This window comes from Neolewinella litorea (assembly GCF_004803465.1).
Lineage (GTDB): Bacteria > Bacteroidota > Bacteroidia > Chitinophagales > Saprospiraceae > Neolewinella > Neolewinella litorea.
In genome coordinates this window covers 442,141-462,999 of sequence record NZ_SRSF01000002.1, presented here as the reverse complement: position 1 = coordinate 462,999, position 20,859 = coordinate 442,141, and the positions used below count along the sequence as shown (strand labels likewise).

Genomic DNA, 20,859 nt, shown 5'->3' with positions numbered 1-20,859 from the left:
GCTATTCAATCACTTTTCCTTCCTTCATCACGAAGTTGACCTCGGTCATGGTACTGATGTCCTCCGCGGGATTACCGGGTACGGCTACGATGTCGGCCACGTAGCCCGGTTTGATGCGGCCCAGGTCGTCCGCACGGCCCAGTACCTCGGCCGCGGTGACCGTGGCTGAACGGATGGCGGCCATTGGGGGAACGCCGGCCTCGACCATGTAGATGAACTCGCGGGCATTATCGCCGTGGGGGCTCACGCCGCTGTCCGTGCCGAAGGCGATTTTGACACCCCGGGCGTAGGCCTTCTCGAAGGTCTCGCGCAGTTCGCGACCGATGCTGAGGGCTTTGGGCACGATGATGGCCGGAAAGTAGCCGGGCTCCTTGGCCTTCTCGGCCACGAAGGTGCCGGCGCTGAGGGTGGGTACGTAGTAGGTACCGTGCTCGATCATGAGGTCCATCACTTCCTCGTCCATCAGGCTGCCGTGCTCGATGGTGGTGATGCCGGCCTTTACCGCCCGCTTCATGCCTTCGGTGCCGTGGGCGTGGGCGGCGGTGTGCATGCCGTAGTCTTTGGCGGCGGCTACGATGGCTTCGATCTCTTCTTCGGTGAACTGCGGCCCGGAACCGTCCTTGGCTACGCTCAGCACGCCGCCGGTAGCCGTGATCTTGATGCAGTCGGCCCCGTTCTTGTACCGGCTGCGTACGGCGTGGTAGGCTTCCTCCGGTCCGTTGATCACGCCCTGTTCCGGTCCGGCATCAAAGGCAAGTTCCCGGTTGCGGCCGTTGCTCGGATCGGCGTGGCCGCCGGTGGTGCCGATGGCTTTCTCGGCGGTGTAGATGCGGGGCCCCTGGATGTACCCCCGGTTGATGGCGTTGCGCAGGCTTACGTTGACGCCCGAACCGCCGAGGTCGCGGACGGTCGTAAAACCGGCTTTCAGTGTTTTCTCACAATAGCCGGTGGCGCGCAGGGCTACGTCGGCCGGGTCCAGGGTAAACTCCTCCAGGTACCGCATCGGACTGCTTTCTCCCTCGATGTGGACGTGCAGATCGATGAGTCCGGGCATTACCGTGCGGTCTTTCAGGTCGATGACCTGTGCCCCGGCGACCGGCGACGCATAGCCATTTTCCACCGCCGTGATGGCTCCGTCGGTCACTACGATCGTCTTTTCCGTTTGGACGGCGTCTCTGGTACCGTCGATCAGTCGGCCGCAGTGCAGGTAGGTGACCTGCTGGGCGGTGAGCAGCAGGGGAAGGGCGAAAAGAAGGCTCAGGAATACTTTCATGGTGGGTAAGGTAGCCAAGTTTTGATTTTTTAACCAGTGCCCGGTTGCCCGTTTGGTGGCTGCATCGACCGTTGGCTTGAACGTTGTGCGCACGTATGCATGCACCGGTATTCCGCGGGATAATCGCGTAATTAATCCGTCGGGTACCCGGTAAGCCAAAGGAACTGCTACATTTACGGAGGTAGGGAATATCCCGTACCGCCAAAACTAACTGCATGAATACCGCGCGCGTCTGGACCTGGGCCATCACCGTAGCCCTCGGGGGCTTTCTTTTCGGATTCGACACCGCCGTCATCAGCGGTGCGGAGCGGGCCATTCAGGCGGAATTCGGACTCAGCGACCTGGCGATCGGGCAGATCGTGGCTATGGCCCTTTACGGTACCATTATCGGGGCCATCTTCGGTGGCGTGCCGGCCGATCGCTATGGCCGCAAGGTCACCCTCATCGCGATCGCAATCCTGTACCTCATTTCCGCGGCCGGTTCGGCCCTGGCGGCTGACCCGTTGCAGTTGAACATCTTCCGTTTTCTCGGCGGATTGGGCGTAGGCGCCAGTTCGGTGGTTGCGCCGCTGTACATCACCGAAGTTGCCCCCGCCAACCAGCGCGGTCAGCTCGTGGCGGCCTTTCAGCTCAACCTGGTCATCGGTATCCTCGTGGCCTACTTCAGCAACTACCTCATCGTGAACGCCACCTCGGGAATCGACTGGCGACTTATGCTGGGGGTAGAGGTTATCCCGGCGGCGCTGTTCCTAATCCTTCTGTTCTTCGTACCCCGCAGTCCACGCTGGCTGCTCACCAAGGCGGGCAACCGGGAGGAAGCGTTGAGCGTACTCATGCGCGTCGACCCGACCACCGCACAATACGAACTGGAGCGGATCGAGGCCTCGAATACCACTCGGGAGACCGTCGCCCTGCGCACCTTCTTCAGCGGTAAGTACAACCGGCCCATCCTGTACGCCTTCCTGTTTGCCTTCTTCAATCAGGTATCCGGCATCAACGCGGTGATCTACTACGCACCGCGCATCTTCGAGGCCGCGAGCCTGGGTACCGAGAGTGCCTTCCTTTCCTCCGTCGGCATCGGCATCGTCAACGTACTGTTCACCTTCATCGGCATGTACCTGATCGACCGGAGCGGCCGCAAGAAGCTGATGTACATTGGAACCTTCGGCTACCTCATCTCGCTGTCGGCCGTATCCTGGGCCTTTTTCACGGGCAACCTGGAAGGGCTCACCGTGCCCATCTGGCTGTTCGTCTTTATCGCCAGCCACGCCATCGGGCAGGGTGCCGTTATTTGGGTGTTCATCAGTGAGATCTTCGGCAACGAGGTCCGTGGACTGGGGGCTTCGCTCGGCAGCACCACGCACTGGATCTTCGCCGCCCTCATCGGGGGCAACTTCCCCTTTCTGGCGAGCACCTTCGGGGAGGGTCCGATCTTCGCGCTTTTTGCCCTGTTTATGTTGGGACAACTGGCCTTCGTCTACTTCCTGATGCCGGAGACCAAAGGCGTGGAGCTGGAGGACCTGCAGGAGGAGCTGATCCGTCACTAGGTCTTAGCCTCAAATGGAAAGGGGAGGATGCCCGGTGGGGAACGATGGAGTCGTTCCCCGGGCATCCTCCCCTTAATTATTCCGGATTCGTGCACTGATCCTACAGGCGACTCCATTTTTCCCCGCTCCGGGAATTTTCCACTACGACCTCCACGAAGCGCATACCGCGCAGACCGTCGTATACGGTGGGAAAATCGCGCTCGATGTCCGTGGGTTCGCGACCTCCCATACGGGCGCGCAGGGTGGCGGCGAAATTCTTGTAGATGTTGGCGAATGCCTCCAGGTAGCCTTCCGGGTGGCCGGGCGGCGGCACGCGCTGGGCAGCCAGGGCGGCGGGGTCCAGCTCACCCACGCCGGTGCGGTAGTGAATGGCGGGCTCTTCGTGCCGTTTGTAGATCAGGGTATTTGGTTCCTGCTGGTGCCATTCCAGTCCGCCGGTTTCGCCCCAAACGCGGATGTTTAGTCCGTTCTCCTCACCCACGGCGATCTGCGAGCAGTGCAGTACCCCTTTGGCCCCTTTCTCGAAGTGCAGGAGGATATTGGCGTCGTCGTCGAGGCGGCGGCCCTCCACATAGGAGGTGAGGTCGGCGCAGACCTCGGTAATTTTCAGCCCCGTAACGTATTCGGCCAGGTTTTCGGCGTGGGTGCCGATATCGCCCATGGCGCCGCCGAGACCGGATTTGCTGGGGTCGGTGCGCCAGCTGGCCTGTTTGTTGTCGGTTTCCTCCTTGGCGTTGGCGAGCCAGCCTTGGGGGTATTCCACTACGATCTTGCGGATCTTGCCCAGCTTGCCGTCGCGGATCATGGCCCGGGCCTGTTTGACCATCGGGTAGCCGGTATAATTATGGGTGAGGGCGAAGACCAGGCCGGACTTTTCCACCAGGTCGACGAGTTGGCGGGCCTCATCGACGTTGAAGGCGAGGGGTTTGTCACAAACCACGTGAAAACCGTTCTCTAGAGCGAGCTTGGCCGGGCCAAAATGGACGTGGTTGGGCGTCACGATGGTAATGAAGTCCATGCGCTCACCCTCCGGCAATTCCTTTTCGCGCAGGATCATTTCCTCGTAGGAGCCATAAACGCGGTCGGCGGGCAGAAAGAAATCTTCCCCCGACAGCCGCGATTTCTCCGGATCGGAGCTGAACGCGCCACAGACCAACTCGATCTGCTGATCGATCGCCGCCGCTATCCGGTGTACGCCGCCGATGAAGGCACCGCGGCCGCCACCTACCATTCCCATTCTTAATTTTCTAGCCATTTGTACTGATCATTTGCATGAGTGACAAGTATAGGGAAAAGATGTTCGTTGTCATCGGCGGCGGGGTTTCCCGGGGGGCGCTGCTCCGCGAGCTTCGCCTTGCGCCGTGACCCACCGTGTATGGCATTGTGCCGATGGCCCGGCACCTGCGGCCCCGCCCGTCTCAGCTGTGGGGAATAACGGATCGCCCAGACTACGGCCTTTCAATACACGATGAAGCCCCACCCGAGTGAACGGATGGGGCTTCACCTGGACTGTGGGAGGACAGCCGCTTACACGCTCACGGATGAATCTTCCGGGGTTTTTACCGAGCGGGCTTCCTGCTCGTCGGTCAGGTCGTAGACGATCGGCGTGGCGATGAAGATCGAGGAGTAAGTACCTACCATGATGCCTACCAGCAGGGCAAAGGAAAAGCCCTTGATGCTGGCACCACCGAAGAGGAAGAGCACGAACACCACGAGGATGGTGGTAAACGAGGTCATCATCGTACGGCTGATCGTACTGCTCACGGCGTTGTTGATCATTGTCCGCTTGTCCTGGCTGACGTGGTTGTTCAGGTACTCCCGGATGCGGTCGAAGACCACTACCGTGTCGTTGATGGAGTAACCGATCACGGTCAGCATGGCGGCGATAAAGGCCTGGTCGACTTCCATATTGAAACCGATCCATCCCCAGCAGGCGGCAAAGATGCCCATGGTGATGATGGTATCGTGGAAGAGGGCCACGACGGCTCCGGTCGAGAAGCGCTTGCCCTTGAAGCGGACGAGCAGGTACAGGAAGATACCCAGCAGGGCCAGGGTGCCGGCCCACAGAGCGGAACGTTTGATGTCGTCGGCGATGGTCGGTCCGACCTTGCTGACGCTGGTAATGTGGGTGCCGCCGTCGGCTTCAATGCTGCCGAACTGCTCGAGCGTCAGCCCGGAATCGCCGGTGGCTGCCACGACGCCTTCGTGGAGGGCGGCCAGCACCACGTCCTGCGGTTCCTGTCCGTCTACCTGGCCGGTTTCTTCCACCAGGTAGTTGGTAACGATGTTGTAGGTGTTGTCGCTGTCGACCGACTTGATCGTCGGGGTGCCATTCAGCGGGCCTTCCAGGGCGCTGCGCAGCTCCTGGGCCGTAACGTTTTTATCCAGGACGACGGTGTAGCTGTAGCCGCCTCTGAAATCCACGCCGAGGTCGAAACCCCGGACCACGATGGCGATCAGCGAAGCTACCACCAGCACGCTGCTGACGCCGTAGGCCATCTTGCGGAACTTGAGCCAGTCGACGTTCACGTCGGCAAAGAGGTTCTTGCTTGGGGAGGTCCAGAACGACATATCGCCCTTCTTCTCCACCCAGTAATCGACCATCAGGCGACCCACCAGAACGGCGGTGAAGACCGAAGCCAGTACACCTACGATCAGTACCACGGCGAATCCCTTGATGGGGCCGAGGCCGAACCAGGCGAGTACCGCGGCTACGATGATCGTGGTAACGTTGGCGTCAATGATGGTGGAATAGGAGTTGCTGAAGCCGTCGCGTACGGCATTGGCTACCGTCTTTCCAGCCCTCAGTTCCTCGCGGACCCGCTCGTAGATGATTACGTTAGCGTCGACCGCCATACCGATGGTAAGCAGGATACCGGCGATACCCGGGAGGGTCAGCACCGTGCCGAGGCTCGATAGGGTGCCGAAGATGAAGACCAGGTTGAGCAGCAGTGCTACGATGGACACTACGCCGGCCCCGCCGTAGTAGAAGAGCATGAAGCCCAGTACCAGCACGAATCCAATGATCAGCGCGGTCATGGAACTGCGGATGTTGGATTCGCCAAGCGAGGGGCCAACGATGCTTTCCTGAATAATCTCCGTGCGAGCGGGCAGGCGGCCTACTTGCAGGATATTGGCCAAGTCGGTCGCTTCCTGTACGGTGAAGTCGCCGGTGATGCTGGTGCTGCCGCCGGTGATGGGACCGTTAACCCGGGGTGCGGAGACTACCTGGCTGTCCAGCACGATGGCCACCTGACGGTTGCCGGCGTTGGCGGCCTCGGTGGTCATGCGGGCCCAGATGCGGCTGCCCTCGGAGTTCATACTGAGGTTGACGGCTACCTGACCGTTGGGGTCGGGGCCGGAACTGGCGCGGGTCACGTACTCACCCGTGAGGGGCGCTTCTCCGCCGCGCGGGACGGAGAGTTGGTACAGTTGGTACAGATCGCCGGGGGTGCCCGAAGCGTCCAGCTCCAAAGGCGCATCGGCCCAGCGGTAGATAGCGTTGCGGGGGAACAGGCGCGCCACTTCGGGGTCGCGGAGGTACTCCATCACCTGCTGCCGGTCGTTGCCCTGGGCGATACCCACTACGGCGGGACCGAAGTTGCCCTGGTTGGGGGTCAGGATGCTAAAGAGGGGGCCGGCCGTTTGCCGGGGCACTTCGCGCTCTTCGATGGAAGCAATGCTGTCGGTAAGCAGGTTGCCGTTTTCGTCGGTGGCGTAGATCGTGTCCAGTACGATCTCAGTGTCGGACAGTTCGGTGCTGTCGCCTCCCGCGGCGAGGGCCGCGCGGCGTTCCAGCAGCTGGTCGGCCTGGATGAGGGCGTTGACGGTAGCCTGGTCGATGTTAAGCACGTCGTAGAACTCCAGGTTGGCGGCGGCCTGCAGGAAGCTGCGGGCGCGCTCCGGGTTCTCTACGCCGGGCAGTTCGACGAGGATGAGGTCGCGTTCGGCGTCGAGGCTCACATTGGGCTGTACCACCCCGAGCTCGTCGATACGCCGGCGCAGCATGTCGTAGGTGAGGCGGACGGTCTCGTCGGCCTTTTCCCGCAGAATGCGGATTACCTCGGCGTCGCTGGTGTTGATGCCGATCTGGTCGCGCAGGGCGTCGTTGCGGCTGAAGATGGAGGCCAGCGACTTGTCGCCGGCGCGCTCGATCCACGCATCTCCGAAGAGGGAGATGAAATCGTCGTCGGCGTTTTGCTGAGCTTGGGAGGCTACATTGATGGCTTCTTCAAAGGTGGGGTCCTTGGTATTTCTGGCCAGGGTTCTCAGGAATTCCCGAAGGTCGACCTGGAGTACGACGGACATGCCGCCCTTGAGGTCGAGGCCGAGCGCGAGCTGCTGGGCCTTCAGGTCCTGGTAGGTGTACGATTTGATGAGCGGAAGCCGAAAGACTTCCTGTTCTGAAATGCTGTCCAGATAGGACGCGCGAGCAATGCGGTAAGCTTCTCCTGAGTCTTCGCCCGTGAGGTTCTGCGCGTAGTTGTCGGCATCGGCTTCCACGGCATTCGTGGGGATGACAAACATGTACTGCGCAACCGTCACGAAGATCATGACCACAAGGAAAAACTTAATAAGTCCCTTGCCTTGCATAGTAAAAAATTTAGGTTCCGGCGGTGCCGCCGTCGGAATCGGGCGGACCACCACGTTGAAGAAGAATGGTGGGAAAGAACTCCACGCCCGGGGCCTCCCAGACCCGGTTTCGTGAAGGGCCGCAAATATACGCCTCAACAAGGGAAAAAATGGTTCACCCCCCGACGAGGCTTTTATCGGATCGGGTTGCGTACGGACAAATACCGTTTCGGGCAGTGACCCGGATGCACTCATGCCGTCTACCTAGCGTTACACCCTTGAGCATAAAACTTTGATGATGCACCCAGCCACCCGGTATGATCGTCTTATCCGGCAATTTGTACTCCTCGCCTGTCTGCTGACCCTGACCCTAGGTGGCCTGCATGCCCAGTCTCCGCTGGACATCGGCTTCCATGTTTCCCCGCAACTGCGGTATGTCAGCTCCTCGGAAATTGAACCCGTGCCAACTACGGGAACCTACACCCGTGGCAAAGATGGATTATCTGTTGGTGCCGGGGTAGGGCTGTATTTGGAGTACGCCATAACGCCGTACTGGTTTGTGCGTAGTGGAGTTGACTTTTCTTATAAGCGCAACTACTACCAAGTTGAAAAGGTCGTTATTGAATCTGATACCATTTTAAAGGGACGGAATGCGATAATTTTTAGCAGCATTGAAATTCCTTTGTCGGTGGTGTACCGTTTTGATTACCTCAAGAACGGCGACAATTTCCTCATTGGCGTGGGCACTACCCTTAACCGGCGATTGAGCAATCCCCGGGCCTGGTCTACCTTCAACGGAAACGGCCGGGTCAAGAACAAGGTCGATTTTGCCCCGCAAACCGTCACGGTCTTTGCTGGCTACGAACGCGAGCTTTTCCCATACGTCTATACAAGCATTGAGCCCTATCTGACCTACGCGCCCACCAAATTCAATCTGGAGAGAGTTACGTCGGCAAAAGTTCAAATTGAGGCGGGCCTATCCCTCCGCTTCCGGCTCGATAACTGATACAACTCCGGCGGCCCAGTCCTGCCACTGAATCTTGCCCAGGCCCACCTTGCCGGCCAGGGCTACCGCTTCGTTCCGGACGCGGTCCAGCATCGCTGGATCGCTGTTGTTGGGCCGCTCATTGCGGCCGTGTACCTCCGCCTGGACGCATTGGCCCACCTTGCGGATCACGAAGGTGTTGCTCGCCCCCCGGGCGTAAAAATGCGCCACGGCCTCCTCGTCGCCCCGCGGGTCGGGACAGGGCTCGACGGTCATACTGGCGTAAGGTGCTTCGCCCTCTACTTCTTCCACACCGGTGATCCGCACCCAATCATAGCCGCCTCCGCTGGGACTGCCCGGCCCGGGCAGGTCGATACGTATGTAATCGCCGGGGCGCGGGGCCCTGTCCAGGGTGTCTCCACGGCCGTCGCAAAGCCGGAAGTCGGTGCGGATCGCCTTGTGTAGCGACCCCCATTCGTTGACCTTGAGCAGCCGGGATACCGCGAGCCGGTACGCCCCGTCGGCCGGGCCATCGTGGCAGTACATGCTCACCGTATCGTGGTGGGAGCCTTCCCGGCGGGGCGGGAATTTGGGACTATTCATGACGGGTAATTAAGTTGCCAGCATTTACCGGAGTACGAATACCGCCCCCGATGATGCCGGAACCGTGAGCCCAGCAGCGATGTTCTGCGCCGGTCCGTCGATGGGCGTGGCGGTGGTAGCTCCGGCGATCAATTCCCGGTAGCGCTCCGGATCCAGGGTGACGGGGGCGTCGTTTTTATTCAGGACCACCATCACGCGTTCGTTCTCGTCGTAGCGGCCGTAGACATAGGTGCCGTCCTCGGGCGCGTAATGAAGCGTGCGGCCGGTAGCGATCACGGGGTGGTCCTTGCGCCACTGCAGCAAGCGACGCAGGTGACCCTGTACCGCCACCTGGTCCGGGGAAAGGCCCGCGCCCGTAAAGGCGTTCACGCGGTCGCCGCCCCAACCGCCCGGCATGTCGCTGCGGATGACACCGTGGTCGCCGGGTGCCTCATCATTGTCGAGAAGCACTTCGCTGCCGTAGTAAAGTTGGGGGATGCCCCGCACGGTGAGGAGGTAGGTGAGGGCCATTCTGACGTGATCCACCCGGCCGGCGAGCTGGGTCGCCAGGCGGTCCATATCGTGGTTTTCGGCGAAGACCATGAGGTCGCGGGGCTCGGCGTACTGGTAATCGTTGGACAGGGCTTCGTACAGCTTGATCAGGCCGGAGTCCCAGCCCTCCTGTTCCTTGAAGGCACTCATGAGCGCGGCCTGCAGGGGAAAGTCCATCACGCTGGGCAGGCAGGAGACGTAACCGTCGGGATTTTCCTTCCCCCGCTGCCAATAAGCTACGGTGGCCGGGTTGTACGACCACTCCTCGCCGACGATAGAGAAGTTGGGGTATTCCTGCATGATCCGGCACGTCCAGCCGGTCAGGAAATCGGCGTCGGGGTAGGGGTAGGTGTCCTGCCGCACGCCACCCAGGCCCAGGGTCTCGATCCACCACAGGCTGTTCTGGATCAGGTAGCGGGCCAGGAAGGGGTTGCGCTGGTTGAGGTCGGGCATGGTGGAGACGAACCATCCGCCCGTCATGCGCTCGGCGTCTACGCGGGCGGCGTAGGGGTCCTGATGGATGCTCCGGCGGTGGTTGGTCATCTTGGGGTCGTCCTGGTAGTTGAGCCAGTTGTCGAAGGGCAGGTCGTCCATCCACCAGTGGCCGGAGCCGGAGTGGTTGACTACCTGGTCCATTATCAGCTTGATGCCGCGGGTCCGGGCGGCATCGGCCAGTTCCCGGTAATCGGCCAACGTGCCGAAGCGGGGGTCAACGGCGTAGTAGTCCGTAATGGCGTACCCGTGATAAGACCAGGCCGGCATATTGTTTTCCAGGACGGGGCTCGGCCAAATCGCGGTAAAGCCCATGGAGTCGATGTAGTCGAGGTGATCGGTGATGCCCCGCAGGTCACCGCCGTGGCGCGCAAACCCCGCGGCGCGGTCCAGGGCCGTTTCCCGGAGTGTGTCCACCAAGTCGTTCTCCGGGTCACCGTTGGCGAAGCGGTCCGGGGTGATCAGGTATATGACGTCGGAGGCATCGAAGCCTTCTACCTGGTCGGCTGGGCGTTCGCGTGGCCGCAGTTCATACGGCTGCTCGGCCACCGGCTGTCCGTCGCGGCGGAAGGTCAGGGTGACGGTTCCGGGTGTTGCATCCGGGCGAATGCTCAGGTCGGCAAAGAGGTAGTTGGGGCTGTCGGCGGGGTGCGTGCCCAGCAGAACCACGCCCGTACCGCTCACGCTGAGTTCCAGTGCACCCGCGTCCGCGCCATGAATGAGCAACTGCAGGGAAGTATCCTGCATCCCCGCCCACCAATTGGGGGGCTCGACGCGGAACGGCTGGGCCACGAGGGTGCCGAGGCCGGCAGAAAGGAAAACAGCAAAAAATAAGCGGGCGTTCATAGGCTTTGGATGTGGAGCGAATGTACGTCCGGGGCAGCGATACGACCCCGCTCCGCCACGGGGCTGCGCGCTTGCCTGGTCTTTAACCTGACCCAAATTTGACCTCCGCGGCACACTAGTATGGGGCGCGGCGATGTTGTAAGGGCCAGTTCTAGACTCCCCAAAACCAAATGTATGCGGACCAACCTGCTTCGGTCAAGCTGCCTTATGGTGGTCAGCCTCGCCTCCACTTTCCTCTGTTCGGCACTGTGGGCGCAGCAGCGCCTTGACGTGGGAGTACACCTGAGTCCGCACGTGCTGACGATTCACTCCGAAACGAAAACGCCCGTGCGGGAGGGCGGTCTGTCCTACACCGAAGGCGAAAATGGTGTGGAACTCGGATGGGCAGCCGGCGGCTACCTGGAATATGAGGTGGTATCGGGACTCTTCCTCCGCGCCGGCGTGGACGTATCGCGCAAGCGGTACCGCTATGCGGTGAATGCCCGCCGGGAAGACCCTTCCCTCGACGAGTCGGGCACCAACCGGGTAGTCTACATGGCCATCGAGCTTCCGGTTTCGGTCATTTACCGCTTCGATTACCTCCCGAACAACGACCGCTTCCTCGTGGGCGTCGGCGGGGTGGCCAACCGGTGGGTGGGTGATCCGCAGTTGGAAACGGCCTTTTATCGCGGCAGTTCCAATCGTCCGCCCCTCGATTACAACCGGCATTCCTTTACGGTCTTCGGCGGCTTTGAGCGCTTTTTATCCTCCCGCTTCGTCATGGGGATCGAGCCATTCGTGAGTTATTCTCCCTGGCCAACTGAATTTCGGCTCGAAACGCGTACCGACGCGGTGGCCGGACTCGAAGCCGGCGTTGCCCTGCGCCTGCGCTTCGATAACTGAGGGAATTTTCCTCCGCGAAAGTTGCCGGAGGGCGAACGGCGCGCGGGTGCCGTAAATCTTGGCAAGGCGGGCATCAGTGGTTTCCGGCCAATGGTGTAATTTCCCCCCATGAAGAACATTCTCCCCCTCCTATGCCTGCTGCTCTTCGTGAGTTGCAGCCGCCAGACCACCGACCTGTTCAACGGCGAAAGCCTCGCCGGATGGGAAGTCCACGGCACCGAGAAATGGTACGTCGATGACGGCGAATTGATCTGCGAAAGCGGGCCCGACGCGGAATACGGCTACCTGTCCACCGAGAAATTCTACGACGATTTCGAGCTTACCCTTGAATTCAAGCAGGAGGCCAACGGCAACAGCGGGGTGTTTATCCGCTCAACCTTCGATGGCACCAAGGTCAGCGGCTGGCAGGTCGAGGTAGCCCCCCCCGGCCACGATACCGGCGGCATATACGAATCCTACGGCCGCGGCTGGCTCATCAAGCCCGATAAGGCGAAGGATGACGTCCTGAAAATGGGCGACTGGAACAAACTCAAGATCCGCGCGGTAGGACCCAAGATCACCACCTGGCTGAACGGCGTCGAAATGGTCGAACTGGTGGACGAGAAGATCGGCGAAGGCGAAGGCGCCGTAGCCCTGCAGATCCACGACGGCGGCGGCATCAAGGTGCGGTGGCGTGACATCGAGATCAAGCCCCTGTAATGGCCGTCCGAATCCTCTCCATCCTCCCACTGATCCTGCTCCTGGGCTGTGCCACCCCCCGCACCGATGAAGCCCCCGTGCTCGGCGAGTGGGAAACCGTCGATACGGAAACCGAACCCGTAGCCCGGCACGAAGCGGCCTTCGTGGCCGTGGGCAACCGCTACTACCTCCTCGGAGGCCGCGGAATCCGCCCGGTGTCGATCTTTGATACCCGCACACGAACCTGGACGAAAGGCGCTCCGCCCCCGGTGGAGATTCACCATTTCCAGCCCGTGGTATACCAGGAAGAAATCTACCTCTTGGGCGCCATGACCGGCGGGTACCCCGGCGAGACGCCCCTGCCAAACGTCTACATCTACAATCCCGTAAGCGACGAGTGGCGCGAGGGCCACGAAATCCCCGAAGACCGTCGCCGCGGCGGGGCCGGTGCCGTGCTACACGACGGCATCATCTACCTGGTCTGCGGCATCCGCGACGGCCACCGGGGCGACCACAAGCAGTGGCTGGATGCCTACAACCCGGCCACCGGGGCGTGGACCCCCCTGCCCGACGCACCCCGCCCCCGCGATCACTTCCAGGCGGCGGTGGTGGACGGTAAGCTCTACGCCGCAGCGGGCCGCACAACGGTAGCCGCTACCAACCCCTTCGCCAATACCATCGGGCCGGTTGATGTATACGATTTTGAAGAGGAAGCCTGGACCACCCTGGAAACTGAAATTCCGACGCAGCGGGCGGGAACGGCGGCCATCGGTCTGGCCGACCGCCTCATCGTCATCGGCGGGGAATCCGACAGCCAGGAACCGGCGCACGCCGACGTAGAGGCGCTCGACGTCCAATCGGGTACCTGGAGCGCCCTGCCGCCGCTGGTACGTGGCCGTCACGGTACCGGGATCGTTCACGACGCCGACCACCTCTACATGGCCAGCGGCTGCGGACAGCGGGGCGGTGAACCCGAACTTTCGGATATGATACGGGCGCGGATTCGGTAAGCGTCTTTACAGGGCCACGGGTACGAAGTGCCACAGTCCCGCCGCCAGGGCGGCACCCAGCAGCGGCCCCACCACGGGTACCCAGGCGTAGGGCCAGTTGCTGTCGCCCTTGTGTTTGAGTGGCAGGACGGCGTGGGCGATCCGGGGGCCGAGATCACGGGCCGGATTGATGGCGTACCCGGTAGGACCGCCGAGCGACAGACCGATACCCAGCACCACCAGGGCCACCGGTAGGGCGTCGAGGGCACCCAGGCTGCCTGGGCTGTCGCCGATCTTCGGACCGGTGATGTACAGCACGGCGAAGACCAGCACGAAGGTGCCGATGGCCTCGGTCATCGTATTGGAAGAGGAGCGCGGGATGGCCGGGTCGGTGCTGAACGTAGCAAGGACAAGTCCGGAATCCTCCGTAACGCGGTAATGGTCGCGGTAGGCCAGCACGGCCACGCACTGACCGATGAAAGCACCGATGAGCTGGGCCACGAAATATCCGGGTACGAGGCCCCAGTCAAATTTGCCGGCGAGGGCCAGCCCCAGGGTAACCGCTGGGTTGAGGTGGGCCCCGGAAAGCGGGGCGGCGATGAATACGGCGGTGAAGACCGCGATGGCCCAGCCGAAAGTGATTACGATGAGGCCGCTGTCGTGCCCTTTCGTGCGGGTGAGTAGCACGTTGGCGACTACGCCGTTGCCGAGGAGGATAAGGATGGCGGTACCGATGATTTCACCGAGGTACGCAATGAGCTCTGTTGTCATGATCGCAGAAAACTAAGGTAAGTCTGTAGGCAAGCCGGCCGACACTTCGGCCGCCCCCCCATAATACGGACAATACCTTTTCTTTCTGCGCGCTACTGGCCCGGCAGGGAGTTCAGGGACCTACTTTCGGGGGCGTGGCTCCGGAATTACCGCCTTACCATCAATCGATTAGACCGGCAGGGAAAAGGGGGCAACCTAGATTTCTCCTTTCAGTTTTTTGTGGACCACCTCCATTTTGGAATTCACCTGCAGCTTGCGGTAAATATTTTTGATGTGATCGCGGACGGTTTCGATGCTGATGTCGAGACGTTCGCCGATCTCCCGGTAGCTGAGGTTGTCGACCAACCCCTGCACGATATCGAGCTGGCGGGTGGTGAGCTGATCGGCCGCGGATACGGTCGACTTCTTGCGTTGCTGGTTGTGGAAGGCCACTACCTGGCGCGCGATACTGGGACTCATGTAGCTGCCGCCGCGATTAACCGTATGTACGGCGTCGCGGATGATGCTCGGATTAACGCGCCGCTTCGAGATGTAACCGACGGCCCCGGCCTGCAGGGCACGGAAGATGTTGTCGCTTTCGTCGCTGTTGGTCAACATGATGATGTCCATCTCGGGCCACCGTTCCAGCAGCCGCGGAATTCCCGCTATCCCGTCCATGCCCGGCAGCATGATGTCCAGCAGCAACGTATTAAGCGGGCTGCTGGCCGGCAGGCGACTCAGGAATTGCTCCACGCTGGTCGTGGCCAGCTCAACGCGCACGTCGCGGTTGGCTTCAAAGCACTCTTCAATACTGGCGAGCATGATGGGCTCGTCTTCGATAATACCAAGGTGGATCATGGGAAAAGGCTTAGGTTTTGGGATGGGGCGGCTCCGGTTCCAATCGTCGGTTCCGGTAGGCAACAGCACCGCGGTAGACCAGCAGGCAGAAAATCAGTACGCCGATACCAAGGTAAACATAACTCAGTTCACCCACCTTCCCGTAAACGGCTGTGAATACGATGGTCACCAGAAAAAAAGTGGGAACCTCGTTCCAGAGCCGTAGTTGCCAGGCCGACAAAGGGCGCTCGCCGGCCTGCATCGGCAGCATAATCCGGCGCTTGGTGTAGAGTTGGTAGCCAACCAGGGCCACTACCGCAGACAGTTTTACGGCCAGCCAACCCGTCGTGCCGCTGACGAAGTAGCCGGGGTTGAGCACCACCATCAGCAAGCCACCTACCCAGGTGATCATCATGGCCGGATTCGTAATGATGCGGTACACCCGGTCTTCCATCCCGCTGTACTCCTCCTGCAGGATGGCCGCCCGCAGCTGGGCGTCGGCCGCCCCGGACCGGGCCACCGAATCCGTCTCGGCGTGGTTGACAAGCAAGCGGCCCAGAAAAAACAGCCCGGCAAACCAACTGACGAAGCCCACTACGTGGAGGGCCTTGGCGAACAGAATCAGATTCATGACGCTAAGGTAGGCCCACCCGATACCACCCATCCTCACCGGCCGGTCAAAAGAAGGGTTCGCGTGCCTAATAAGTTAAAGCAAAGAAAATTTGTTAAAAAATCGCACATTTTTCCCCCGGAGGCTATTTTAATGGTCGCATCGGACGATCCGCTGGCCGTCGTTTGGGTCTCTCGGGTCGTTCGGGCGCTTTACTGATACACTTCGCTCCGACAAGTGGCCAATATTTAAGGCTCTGACCGGGAGCTGTTTACCCGAGCACGCACACCTATTAAAATGAAATTTGACGACATTTGCGCCAAGCTATTCGTAGTTTTACTGCTGATAGCTCTCCTTTACGCCTGATTTGAATCGTCCCCCGACGCTTTCCATCGTTATCCCGGCCTTCAATGAAGGCCGAACCATCCATCGCATCCTTGACCGGGTGCGCGAGGTACAGTTGATCGGGGAACTTGCCAAGGAGGTTATCATCGTAAACGACTGCTCCACTGACGATACGGAGGAGGCCGTGCACCGCTATATCGCTTCGCACCCCAACTTGCCCATCCGCTACCACCGTCACCCCGTCAACCGGGGGAAAGGGGCGGCCCTGCACACCGGCATCGAGCAGGCTACCGGTGAGTACCTCATCGTACAGGATGCCGACCTGGAGTACGATCCCCGGGAGTACAACGAACTGCTTCAGCCAGTGCTTGACGGCTTCGCTGACGTGGTGTACGGCAGCCGCTTCCAGGGCAGTAAGCCCCACCGGATCCTCTTTTTCTGGCACACAATCGGCAACAAGTTCCTGACCACCCTCAGCAACGCCTTCAACAACCTCAACCTGACGGATATGGAAACCTGCTACAAGCTGTTCCGCACCGAAATGCTGCAGTCGCTGACCCTCCGGGAAGAGCGATTCGGCTTTGAGCCCGAAGTGACCGCCAAGATCAGCCGCGTTCCCGGCGTGCGCATCTACGAGGTGGGCATCAGCTACTACGGCCGCACCTACGCGGAGGGCAAGAAGATCGGATGGCGCGACGGAGTACGGGCCATCTACTGCATCGTGAAGTACGGTTTCTAGCCGCGGCACCCCCTAACCAAAAAAGGTCCGATCCATCGCGGAAGATGAATCGGACCTTTAACCTGAACAGTGGTTTTCAGACGCTAGTCCATCTCGAAGATGGTGGGATCCAGTTCTTCGTTCACGCTCAGTTCCTTGACTTCCAGGTCGATAGGAAAGGGTGCCATACCCTCCAGGCTGATCTTGCGGGGAAAAAGAATACCCTCGGTGGGCTGGTAATCGGAATAGGTCTGCGTCATCGTCTGCGGGCCCTGCTGGCGGACGGTCCGCAGTTTAAGCATGGTCGATGCGTCGTAGTATTCGCGGACGGTGCCGGCCGGCGTTTCTATGGCCAGTACAACGGCCCGCTTGCCGTCGATGGTTTCGGTCCCCTCAATGCTGATCTGGTCCAGACGGTCCAGGTAGTTACTTTCGGGGAAGATGACCGCCTGTTCGGCCATGGCCTGCACGGCCTCCTCGGGCAGGGGCATGTTCTGTCCCTGCTGCTTGACCTGCGCCTTACCGTCGGCGTAGCGCTGGTCGGCAACGGTCATGCCCATCATGTTCGTCTGGCTGCTCATGCGGCCGTCGTTGGTGGTGGTCATCGTCTGACGAATGACCTGACCCTGCACGTTGCCTTCCATAACCAAAGACACGTTCTGAAGGGCCTGTGCCTGTTCGCGTCCACCGATGGCCTCGAAGTATCCTTCGATAACTTGTTGCGGGGTGAGATCTGCCGGGGCGGACATCTCCGCTGCGTCCACGGGATTTCCGTTCACGTCAAAGTAGCGCACCTTGCCGTCGGTGGCGAAGCGGGCCAGCTTTTCCGCTTCCGACCGGTCGCCCACCACCACGATATGGGTGTTGGCGGGGGTGACGATGTCGCGGGCTACTTCGCTGATGTCGTTGATGCTGGTGTTCTGCACGACCTGGAGATACTCGGGGTAGAAATCGCGGTCTAGGTCGTAGCGAATGGTGTTCAGGGCGTAGCCCGCGATCCGCTGGGGGCTTTCCAGGGCGCGGCCGAAGGAACCCGCGATCTGCATTTGGGCGTTGGCCAGTTCGGCGGAATCCAGCGGCTCGCTGGCGATGCGGTTGAGCTCGTACATGAATTCCGTGATTGAGGAATCGGTCACCTCGTTACGCACGTTGGCGTAGGCCCGGAAGTTGCCCACCAGTGGGTCGTCGCTGATGCTGGAGTAGGCGCCGTAGGTGTAGCCTTTGTCTTCCCGCAGGTTGGCAAAGAGTCGGCCGTTGAAGCCGCTGCCCAGGGCGATGTTCAGCAGGTTGGCGCGGATGCTTTCCTTGGTTCCCGGTTCTAGTTCGATGGGGTGGGTCACGATGAGGTTCGACTGCACGGAGCCGGTACGGGGCACGAAATTGACCGTAACGCCCTCGGGCCGCTGCGGAGTAGGAAACTCGGGTACTGCCACCTCCTTGCGCTCCCAGTCGCTGAAATATTCGTTGGCCAGGCGGCGGGCTTCGTCGGGCGTCAGGTCGCCGACCATCACCAGATAGCTGCGGTTCGGCACGAAGTAATTCTCGTAGGCCGCCTTTACCACCTCCAGCGTGATGCTGTCGAGGGTAGCTTCCGTCATCAGTTCTCCGTACGGGTGGTTGGTGCCGTAGGTAATGGCCTGCCGCACCCGGCTGGCGATGGCTTCCGGGGTGCTCAGTTCCTGGGCCAGGGCGGCGCGGGTATCCTCCTTGACCTTGGCAAATTCACTTTCCGGAAATTCGGCGTTCAGGATTACGTCGGCCATCAGTTTCATCACCTCCTCCTTGTACTTGGTGATGGTGGAGGCGTAGGCACCCGTGCCGCTTGTGGCCAGGGTTGCACCGATGAAGTCGATGGCTTCGTCGATCTCCTCTTTGGTCATTTCAGTGGTGGCCCGGCGCAGCATGCTGCCCAACAACTGCTGGGTCCCGGCGTACTTACCCTCCAGGTGGGGGGGCACGTCGACGTAGAGTTGGTAGCTGACGCGGGGCAGTTTATGGTTTTCCACCAGCACGACCTTCAGGCCATTGTCCAGGGTGAAATCCTCAAAATCCCCCAACTTGATTTCGGGGGCGGGGCCGGGCTCCGGTGCCTGGGCACGGAAGTCGGCCTGGGCGGTGGCTTCCGGCTGAGGGGCGGGCGCGGGCGCGGGTGCCGGGGTTGGGGTGGTTGAAGCGGTAGTCTTTGGCGTGCCACAGGCGGTAACCAGTATCAAAAGGAGGGCCGCGAGGCTATAAAAGATGCGTTGCATGAATATCTTTTCTTTGGTGGGATAGGGGAGGTGAGGGGACCGCTAGCGGCTGGACGGCTGGGGCAGCCAGTACAGTACGACGCGGTTCTCCGGGGTGTAATACTCGCGGGCTACCCGGCGAATGTCTTCCTTGGTGACGTCGAGGTAGCGCTGGGTTTCGGTATTGATGAGGTTGGCGTCGCCCAGGAACATTTCGTTGTCGGCCAGGCTTTCGGCGATGCCGGCCACGCTGCCGTAACCCGCGATGGCGTCCACCTCGATCTGGTTGCGCAGTTTCTGCAGTTCACGGTCGGTGATCAGCTCGTTTTGCAGCCGCTCGATCTCCGCGTTGAAGGCTTGCTCCACCGGCTTCAGATCCGTGGTGCCGGGGCGGGCAATGGCGTAGGCGATGGCCAGTCCGGGATCCTGGTTGGAGGCCGGGAAGCTTCCGACCTGCACGGCCAGTTCCTTTTCGTCGACCAGCGATTTATTCAGCCGGCTACTCTGCCCCTGGCTGAGCACCTGGTTCATCACACTGATGGCGTAGTAGTCGGGGTTGCTGCGTTCGACCGTCCGGTAGCCCATGATCAGGGCGGGCAGGGGTACGTTGTCGTACACGGTATCGCGGACTTCCCCGCCCAGGGGGGCTTCCACTACCTCCACCCGTGGCGGCTCGGGGCCCCGTGGGATATCGCTAAAGTACTTCTCGACCAGTGCCTTGGTTTCCTCAATATCGATGTCGCCGGCAATGCTCAGAATGGCGTTGTTCGGGACGTAATAGGTTTTGTAGAAGCGCTGAAAGTCGGTCATCTCCGCGTTGTTCAGGTCTTCCATGTAGCCGATATTGGGGTCCTTGTAGGGGTGATCCCGGAAGGCACGCTTGTAGAGTTCCATGGAAAGGGTGCCGTAAGGGCGGTTGTCGTAGTTCTGCCGCCGCTCTTCCTTGACGACTTCCCGCTGGGTTTCTACTCCTTCCCGCTGGACGCGGGCGTGGAGCAGCCGCTCGCTCTCGATCCACAGGCCCAGGGCTAATTGGTTGCTGGGTAGGATTTCGTAATAGTAGGTGCGGTCCAGGCTCGTGTTGGCGTTCAGGGCACCGCCCGCGGCCTGTACGTAATCGTCGATCTCGCCCCGGCCCAGGTTTTCGCTGCCCTCGAAGAGGAGATGTTCAAAGAAATGAGCGAAACCCGTCCGCCCCTCAAAGCTGTCCTTGCCTCCTACTTCGTACATGATGGATACGGCGACAATGGGGGTGGAATTGTCTTGGTGCAATAACACCTTCAATCCGTTATCGAGCTCGTATTTCACGAAATCGATCTCCGGTGCCTGGGCGGACAATCCAAGGGATATACCAAGTAAAACTAACGGCAAAATCAGCCGGTGAGTAAAGGTGTGCATGGGTGGTTGCTTTTTTTTCGGTAAACGAAAAAATAGCGGTTTCGTTTGCTGCTATTTCAGCATCAGACCGCCCCTACATCCTTGCGTCGGCGCTCGAGTTCCTGCTGGATGATGCAGCGCAACCGTTTGCCCCGGTCGTGACAATTGAAGCGCCCCCGTACGTATGAGGTGGCCACGATCAGGAGCCCGGCGAGAAAGATCAGGGAGGCCAACGTACCGTAAACGACGGGCAGCCAACCGAATAAACCGGCCGCAGCCGCGACGAAGAGCATCAAGGGGATGCAGGCGGATAGGCGAAATATGGTGCGGCGAAGCTCACGCAGGCGCATACTTTCCAGGCGCAGACGGCGCAGCAGGTGGTGCAGTTCGTGGGTGGCGTAGGCGCTGGCTCCTCCCGTAAGGATGAGTAAAAAATCATTGTTCCCCGCTCGTTCGAGGCGGTTGATTTGCCGGTTCCAGAAACGATCAGCCATCTTGAAAGCTAAAATTATACACTGTCCCCCCAGGTTCAAAGGAAAGGAGATGTTTTTTAACTTTCAAACATCCTTGCTTTTTGTAAAACAAATTGTAATATT

At 60.5% G+C, this 20,859-nt stretch carries 17 protein-coding genes; 6 read left to right on the top strand and 11 right to left on the bottom strand.

The window, feature by feature from the left end; genetic code table 11:
- Position 1: 1 nt before the first annotated feature.
- Entirely contained in the window at positions 2-1,273 is a 1,272-nt protein-coding gene (locus tag E4021_RS07640) for a metal-dependent hydrolase family protein (protein WP_136458007.1), read from the bottom strand.
- Positions 1,274-1,461: 188 nt separating this feature from the next.
- Here E4021_RS07640 and E4021_RS07635 point away from each other — a divergent pair, with 188 nt between their 5' ends.
- Entirely contained in the window at positions 1,462-2,820 is a 1,359-nt protein-coding gene (locus E4021_RS07635) for a sugar porter family MFS transporter (protein WP_262712772.1), read from the top strand.
- A 100-nt stretch (positions 2,821-2,920) separates the two neighbouring features.
- Here the strand turns inward: E4021_RS07635 and E4021_RS07630 are convergent, their stop codons facing one another.
- Entirely contained in the window at positions 2,921-4,075 is a 1,155-nt protein-coding gene (locus E4021_RS07630) for a Gfo/Idh/MocA family protein (protein ID WP_168797515.1), read from the bottom strand.
- 272 nt (positions 4,076-4,347) lie between these two features.
- Positions 4,348-7,413, bottom strand: coding sequence for a protein translocase subunit SecDF (gene secDF, locus E4021_RS07625; RefSeq protein WP_136458003.1), 3,066 nt, complete (start codon positions 7,411-7,413; stop codon positions 4,348-4,350).
- A gap of 277 nt (positions 7,414-7,690) precedes the next feature.
- Here secDF and E4021_RS07620 point away from each other — a divergent pair, with 277 nt between their 5' ends.
- Positions 7,691-8,398: a hypothetical protein gene (locus tag E4021_RS07620; protein ID WP_136458001.1), complete on the top strand. Its 708-nt coding sequence runs from the start codon at positions 7,691-7,693 to the stop codon at positions 8,396-8,398.
- Here the strand turns inward: E4021_RS07620 and E4021_RS07615 are convergent.
- Both E4021_RS07615 and E4021_RS07610 read right to left on the bottom strand, forming a co-directional pair.
- Positions 8,369-8,980, bottom strand: coding sequence for a hypothetical protein (locus E4021_RS07615; RefSeq protein WP_136457999.1), 612 nt, complete (start codon positions 8,978-8,980; stop codon positions 8,369-8,371). The genes E4021_RS07620 and E4021_RS07615 overlap by 30 nt on opposite strands.
- Before the next feature lie 24 nt (positions 8,981-9,004).
- Positions 9,005-10,849 (bottom strand): glycoside hydrolase family 13 protein, encoded by a 1,845-nt coding sequence (locus E4021_RS07610; protein WP_136457997.1) that lies wholly within the window; start codon positions 10,847-10,849, stop codon positions 9,005-9,007.
- A 174-nt stretch (positions 10,850-11,023) separates the two neighbouring features.
- Between E4021_RS07610 and E4021_RS07605 the strand changes: the two genes are divergently transcribed.
- The 3 genes from E4021_RS07605 to E4021_RS07595 all read left to right on the top strand — a co-directional run bounded on the left by E4021_RS07605 (position 11,024) and on the right by E4021_RS07595 (position 13,419).
- Positions 11,024-11,731, top strand: a complete 708-nt coding sequence (locus tag E4021_RS07605; RefSeq protein WP_136457995.1) for a hypothetical protein — start codon at positions 11,024-11,026, stop codon at positions 11,729-11,731.
- A gap of 108 nt (positions 11,732-11,839) precedes the next feature.
- On the top strand, positions 11,840-12,430 hold the full coding sequence (locus tag E4021_RS07600) for a 3-keto-disaccharide hydrolase (RefSeq protein WP_136457993.1): 591 nt from the start codon (positions 11,840-11,842) through the stop codon (positions 12,428-12,430).
- Positions 12,430-13,419: a Kelch repeat-containing protein gene (locus E4021_RS07595; RefSeq protein WP_136457991.1), complete on the top strand. Its 990-nt coding sequence runs from the start codon at positions 12,430-12,432 to the stop codon at positions 13,417-13,419. Before E4021_RS07600 ends, E4021_RS07595 begins: the two co-directional genes overlap by 1 nt.
- 6 nt (positions 13,420-13,425) lie before the next feature.
- On the opposite strand, the gene E4021_RS07590 is transcribed toward E4021_RS07595, so the two are convergent.
- The 3 genes from E4021_RS07590 to E4021_RS07580 all read right to left on the bottom strand — a co-directional run bounded on the left by E4021_RS07590 (position 13,426) and on the right by E4021_RS07580 (position 15,616).
- On the bottom strand, positions 13,426-14,169 hold the full coding sequence (locus E4021_RS07590; protein WP_136457989.1) for an MIP/aquaporin family protein: 744 nt from the start codon (positions 14,167-14,169) through the stop codon (positions 13,426-13,428).
- A 195-nt stretch (positions 14,170-14,364) separates the two neighbouring features.
- Positions 14,365-15,006, bottom strand: coding sequence for a response regulator transcription factor (locus E4021_RS07585; RefSeq protein ID WP_136457987.1), 642 nt, complete (start codon positions 15,004-15,006; stop codon positions 14,365-14,367).
- A 10-nt stretch (positions 15,007-15,016) separates the two neighbouring features.
- A complete protein-coding gene (locus tag E4021_RS07580) occupies positions 15,017-15,616 on the bottom strand; it encodes a CopD family protein (protein ID WP_136457985.1) in 600 nt (199 codons plus the stop codon).
- Positions 15,617-15,962: 346 nt separating this feature from the next.
- Between E4021_RS07580 and E4021_RS07575 the strand changes: the two genes are divergently transcribed.
- On the top strand, positions 15,963-16,679 hold the full coding sequence (locus tag E4021_RS07575) for a glycosyltransferase family 2 protein (protein ID WP_136457983.1): 717 nt from the start codon (positions 15,963-15,965) through the stop codon (positions 16,677-16,679).
- An 83-nt stretch (positions 16,680-16,762) separates the two neighbouring features.
- Here E4021_RS07575 and E4021_RS07570 read toward each other — a convergent pair whose 3' ends face one another.
- The 3 genes from E4021_RS07570 to E4021_RS07560 form a co-directional block, all read right to left on the bottom strand.
- Positions 16,763-18,907: a M16 family metallopeptidase gene (locus tag E4021_RS07570; RefSeq protein ID WP_136457981.1), complete on the bottom strand. Its 2,145-nt coding sequence runs from the start codon at positions 18,905-18,907 to the stop codon at positions 16,763-16,765.
- 42 nt (positions 18,908-18,949) lie between these two features.
- The gene (locus tag E4021_RS07565) at positions 18,950-20,224 is read right to left on the bottom strand and encodes a M16 family metallopeptidase (RefSeq protein ID WP_246050250.1); all 1,275 of its coding nucleotides are present in this window, start codon (positions 20,222-20,224) and stop codon (positions 18,950-18,952) included.
- A 122-nt stretch (positions 20,225-20,346) separates the two neighbouring features.
- Complete coding sequence (locus E4021_RS07560; RefSeq protein ID WP_136457977.1) at positions 20,347-20,757, bottom strand: hypothetical protein; 411 nt, start codon at positions 20,755-20,757, stop codon at positions 20,347-20,349.
- Positions 20,758-20,859: the final 102 nt, after the last annotated feature.

Bases quoted from the DNA above. Each gene is read 5' to 3' on its own strand.
- E4021_RS07630 (WP_168797515.1), bottom strand. From the start codon at position 4,075: ATGGCTAGAAAATTAAGAATGGGAATGGTAGGTGGCGGCCGCGGTGCC.
- E4021_RS07580 (WP_136457985.1), bottom strand. From the start codon at position 15,616: ATGAATCTGATTCTGTTCGCCAAGGCCCTCCACGTAGTGGGCTTCGTC.
- secDF (WP_136458003.1), bottom strand. From the start codon at position 7,413: ATGCAAGGCAAGGGACTTATTAAGTTTTTCCTTGTGGTCATGATCTTC.
- E4021_RS07585 (WP_136457987.1), bottom strand. From the start codon at position 15,006: ATGATCCACCTTGGTATTATCGAAGACGAGCCCATCATGCTCGCCAGT.
- E4021_RS07590 (WP_136457989.1), bottom strand. From the start codon at position 14,169: ATGACAACAGAGCTCATTGCGTACCTCGGTGAAATCATCGGTACCGCC.
- E4021_RS07610 (WP_136457997.1), bottom strand. From the start codon at position 10,849: ATGAACGCCCGCTTATTTTTTGCTGTTTTCCTTTCTGCCGGCCTCGGC.
- E4021_RS07615 (WP_136457999.1), bottom strand. From the start codon at position 8,980: ATGAATAGTCCCAAATTCCCGCCCCGCCGGGAAGGCTCCCACCACGAT.
- E4021_RS07605 (WP_136457995.1), top strand. From the start codon at position 11,024: ATGCGGACCAACCTGCTTCGGTCAAGCTGCCTTATGGTGGTCAGCCTC.
- E4021_RS07560 (WP_136457977.1), bottom strand. From the start codon at position 20,757: ATGGCTGATCGTTTCTGGAACCGGCAAATCAACCGCCTCGAACGAGCG.
- E4021_RS07595 (WP_136457991.1), top strand. From the start codon at position 12,430: ATGGCCGTCCGAATCCTCTCCATCCTCCCACTGATCCTGCTCCTGGGC.
- E4021_RS07570 (WP_136457981.1), bottom strand. From the start codon at position 18,907: ATGCAACGCATCTTTTATAGCCTCGCGGCCCTCCTTTTGATACTGGTT.
- E4021_RS07640 (WP_136458007.1), bottom strand. From the start codon at position 1,273: ATGAAAGTATTCCTGAGCCTTCTTTTCGCCCTTCCCCTGCTGCTCACC.
- E4021_RS07620 (WP_136458001.1), top strand. From the start codon at position 7,691: ATGCACCCAGCCACCCGGTATGATCGTCTTATCCGGCAATTTGTACTC.
- E4021_RS07600 (WP_136457993.1), top strand. From the start codon at position 11,840: ATGAAGAACATTCTCCCCCTCCTATGCCTGCTGCTCTTCGTGAGTTGC.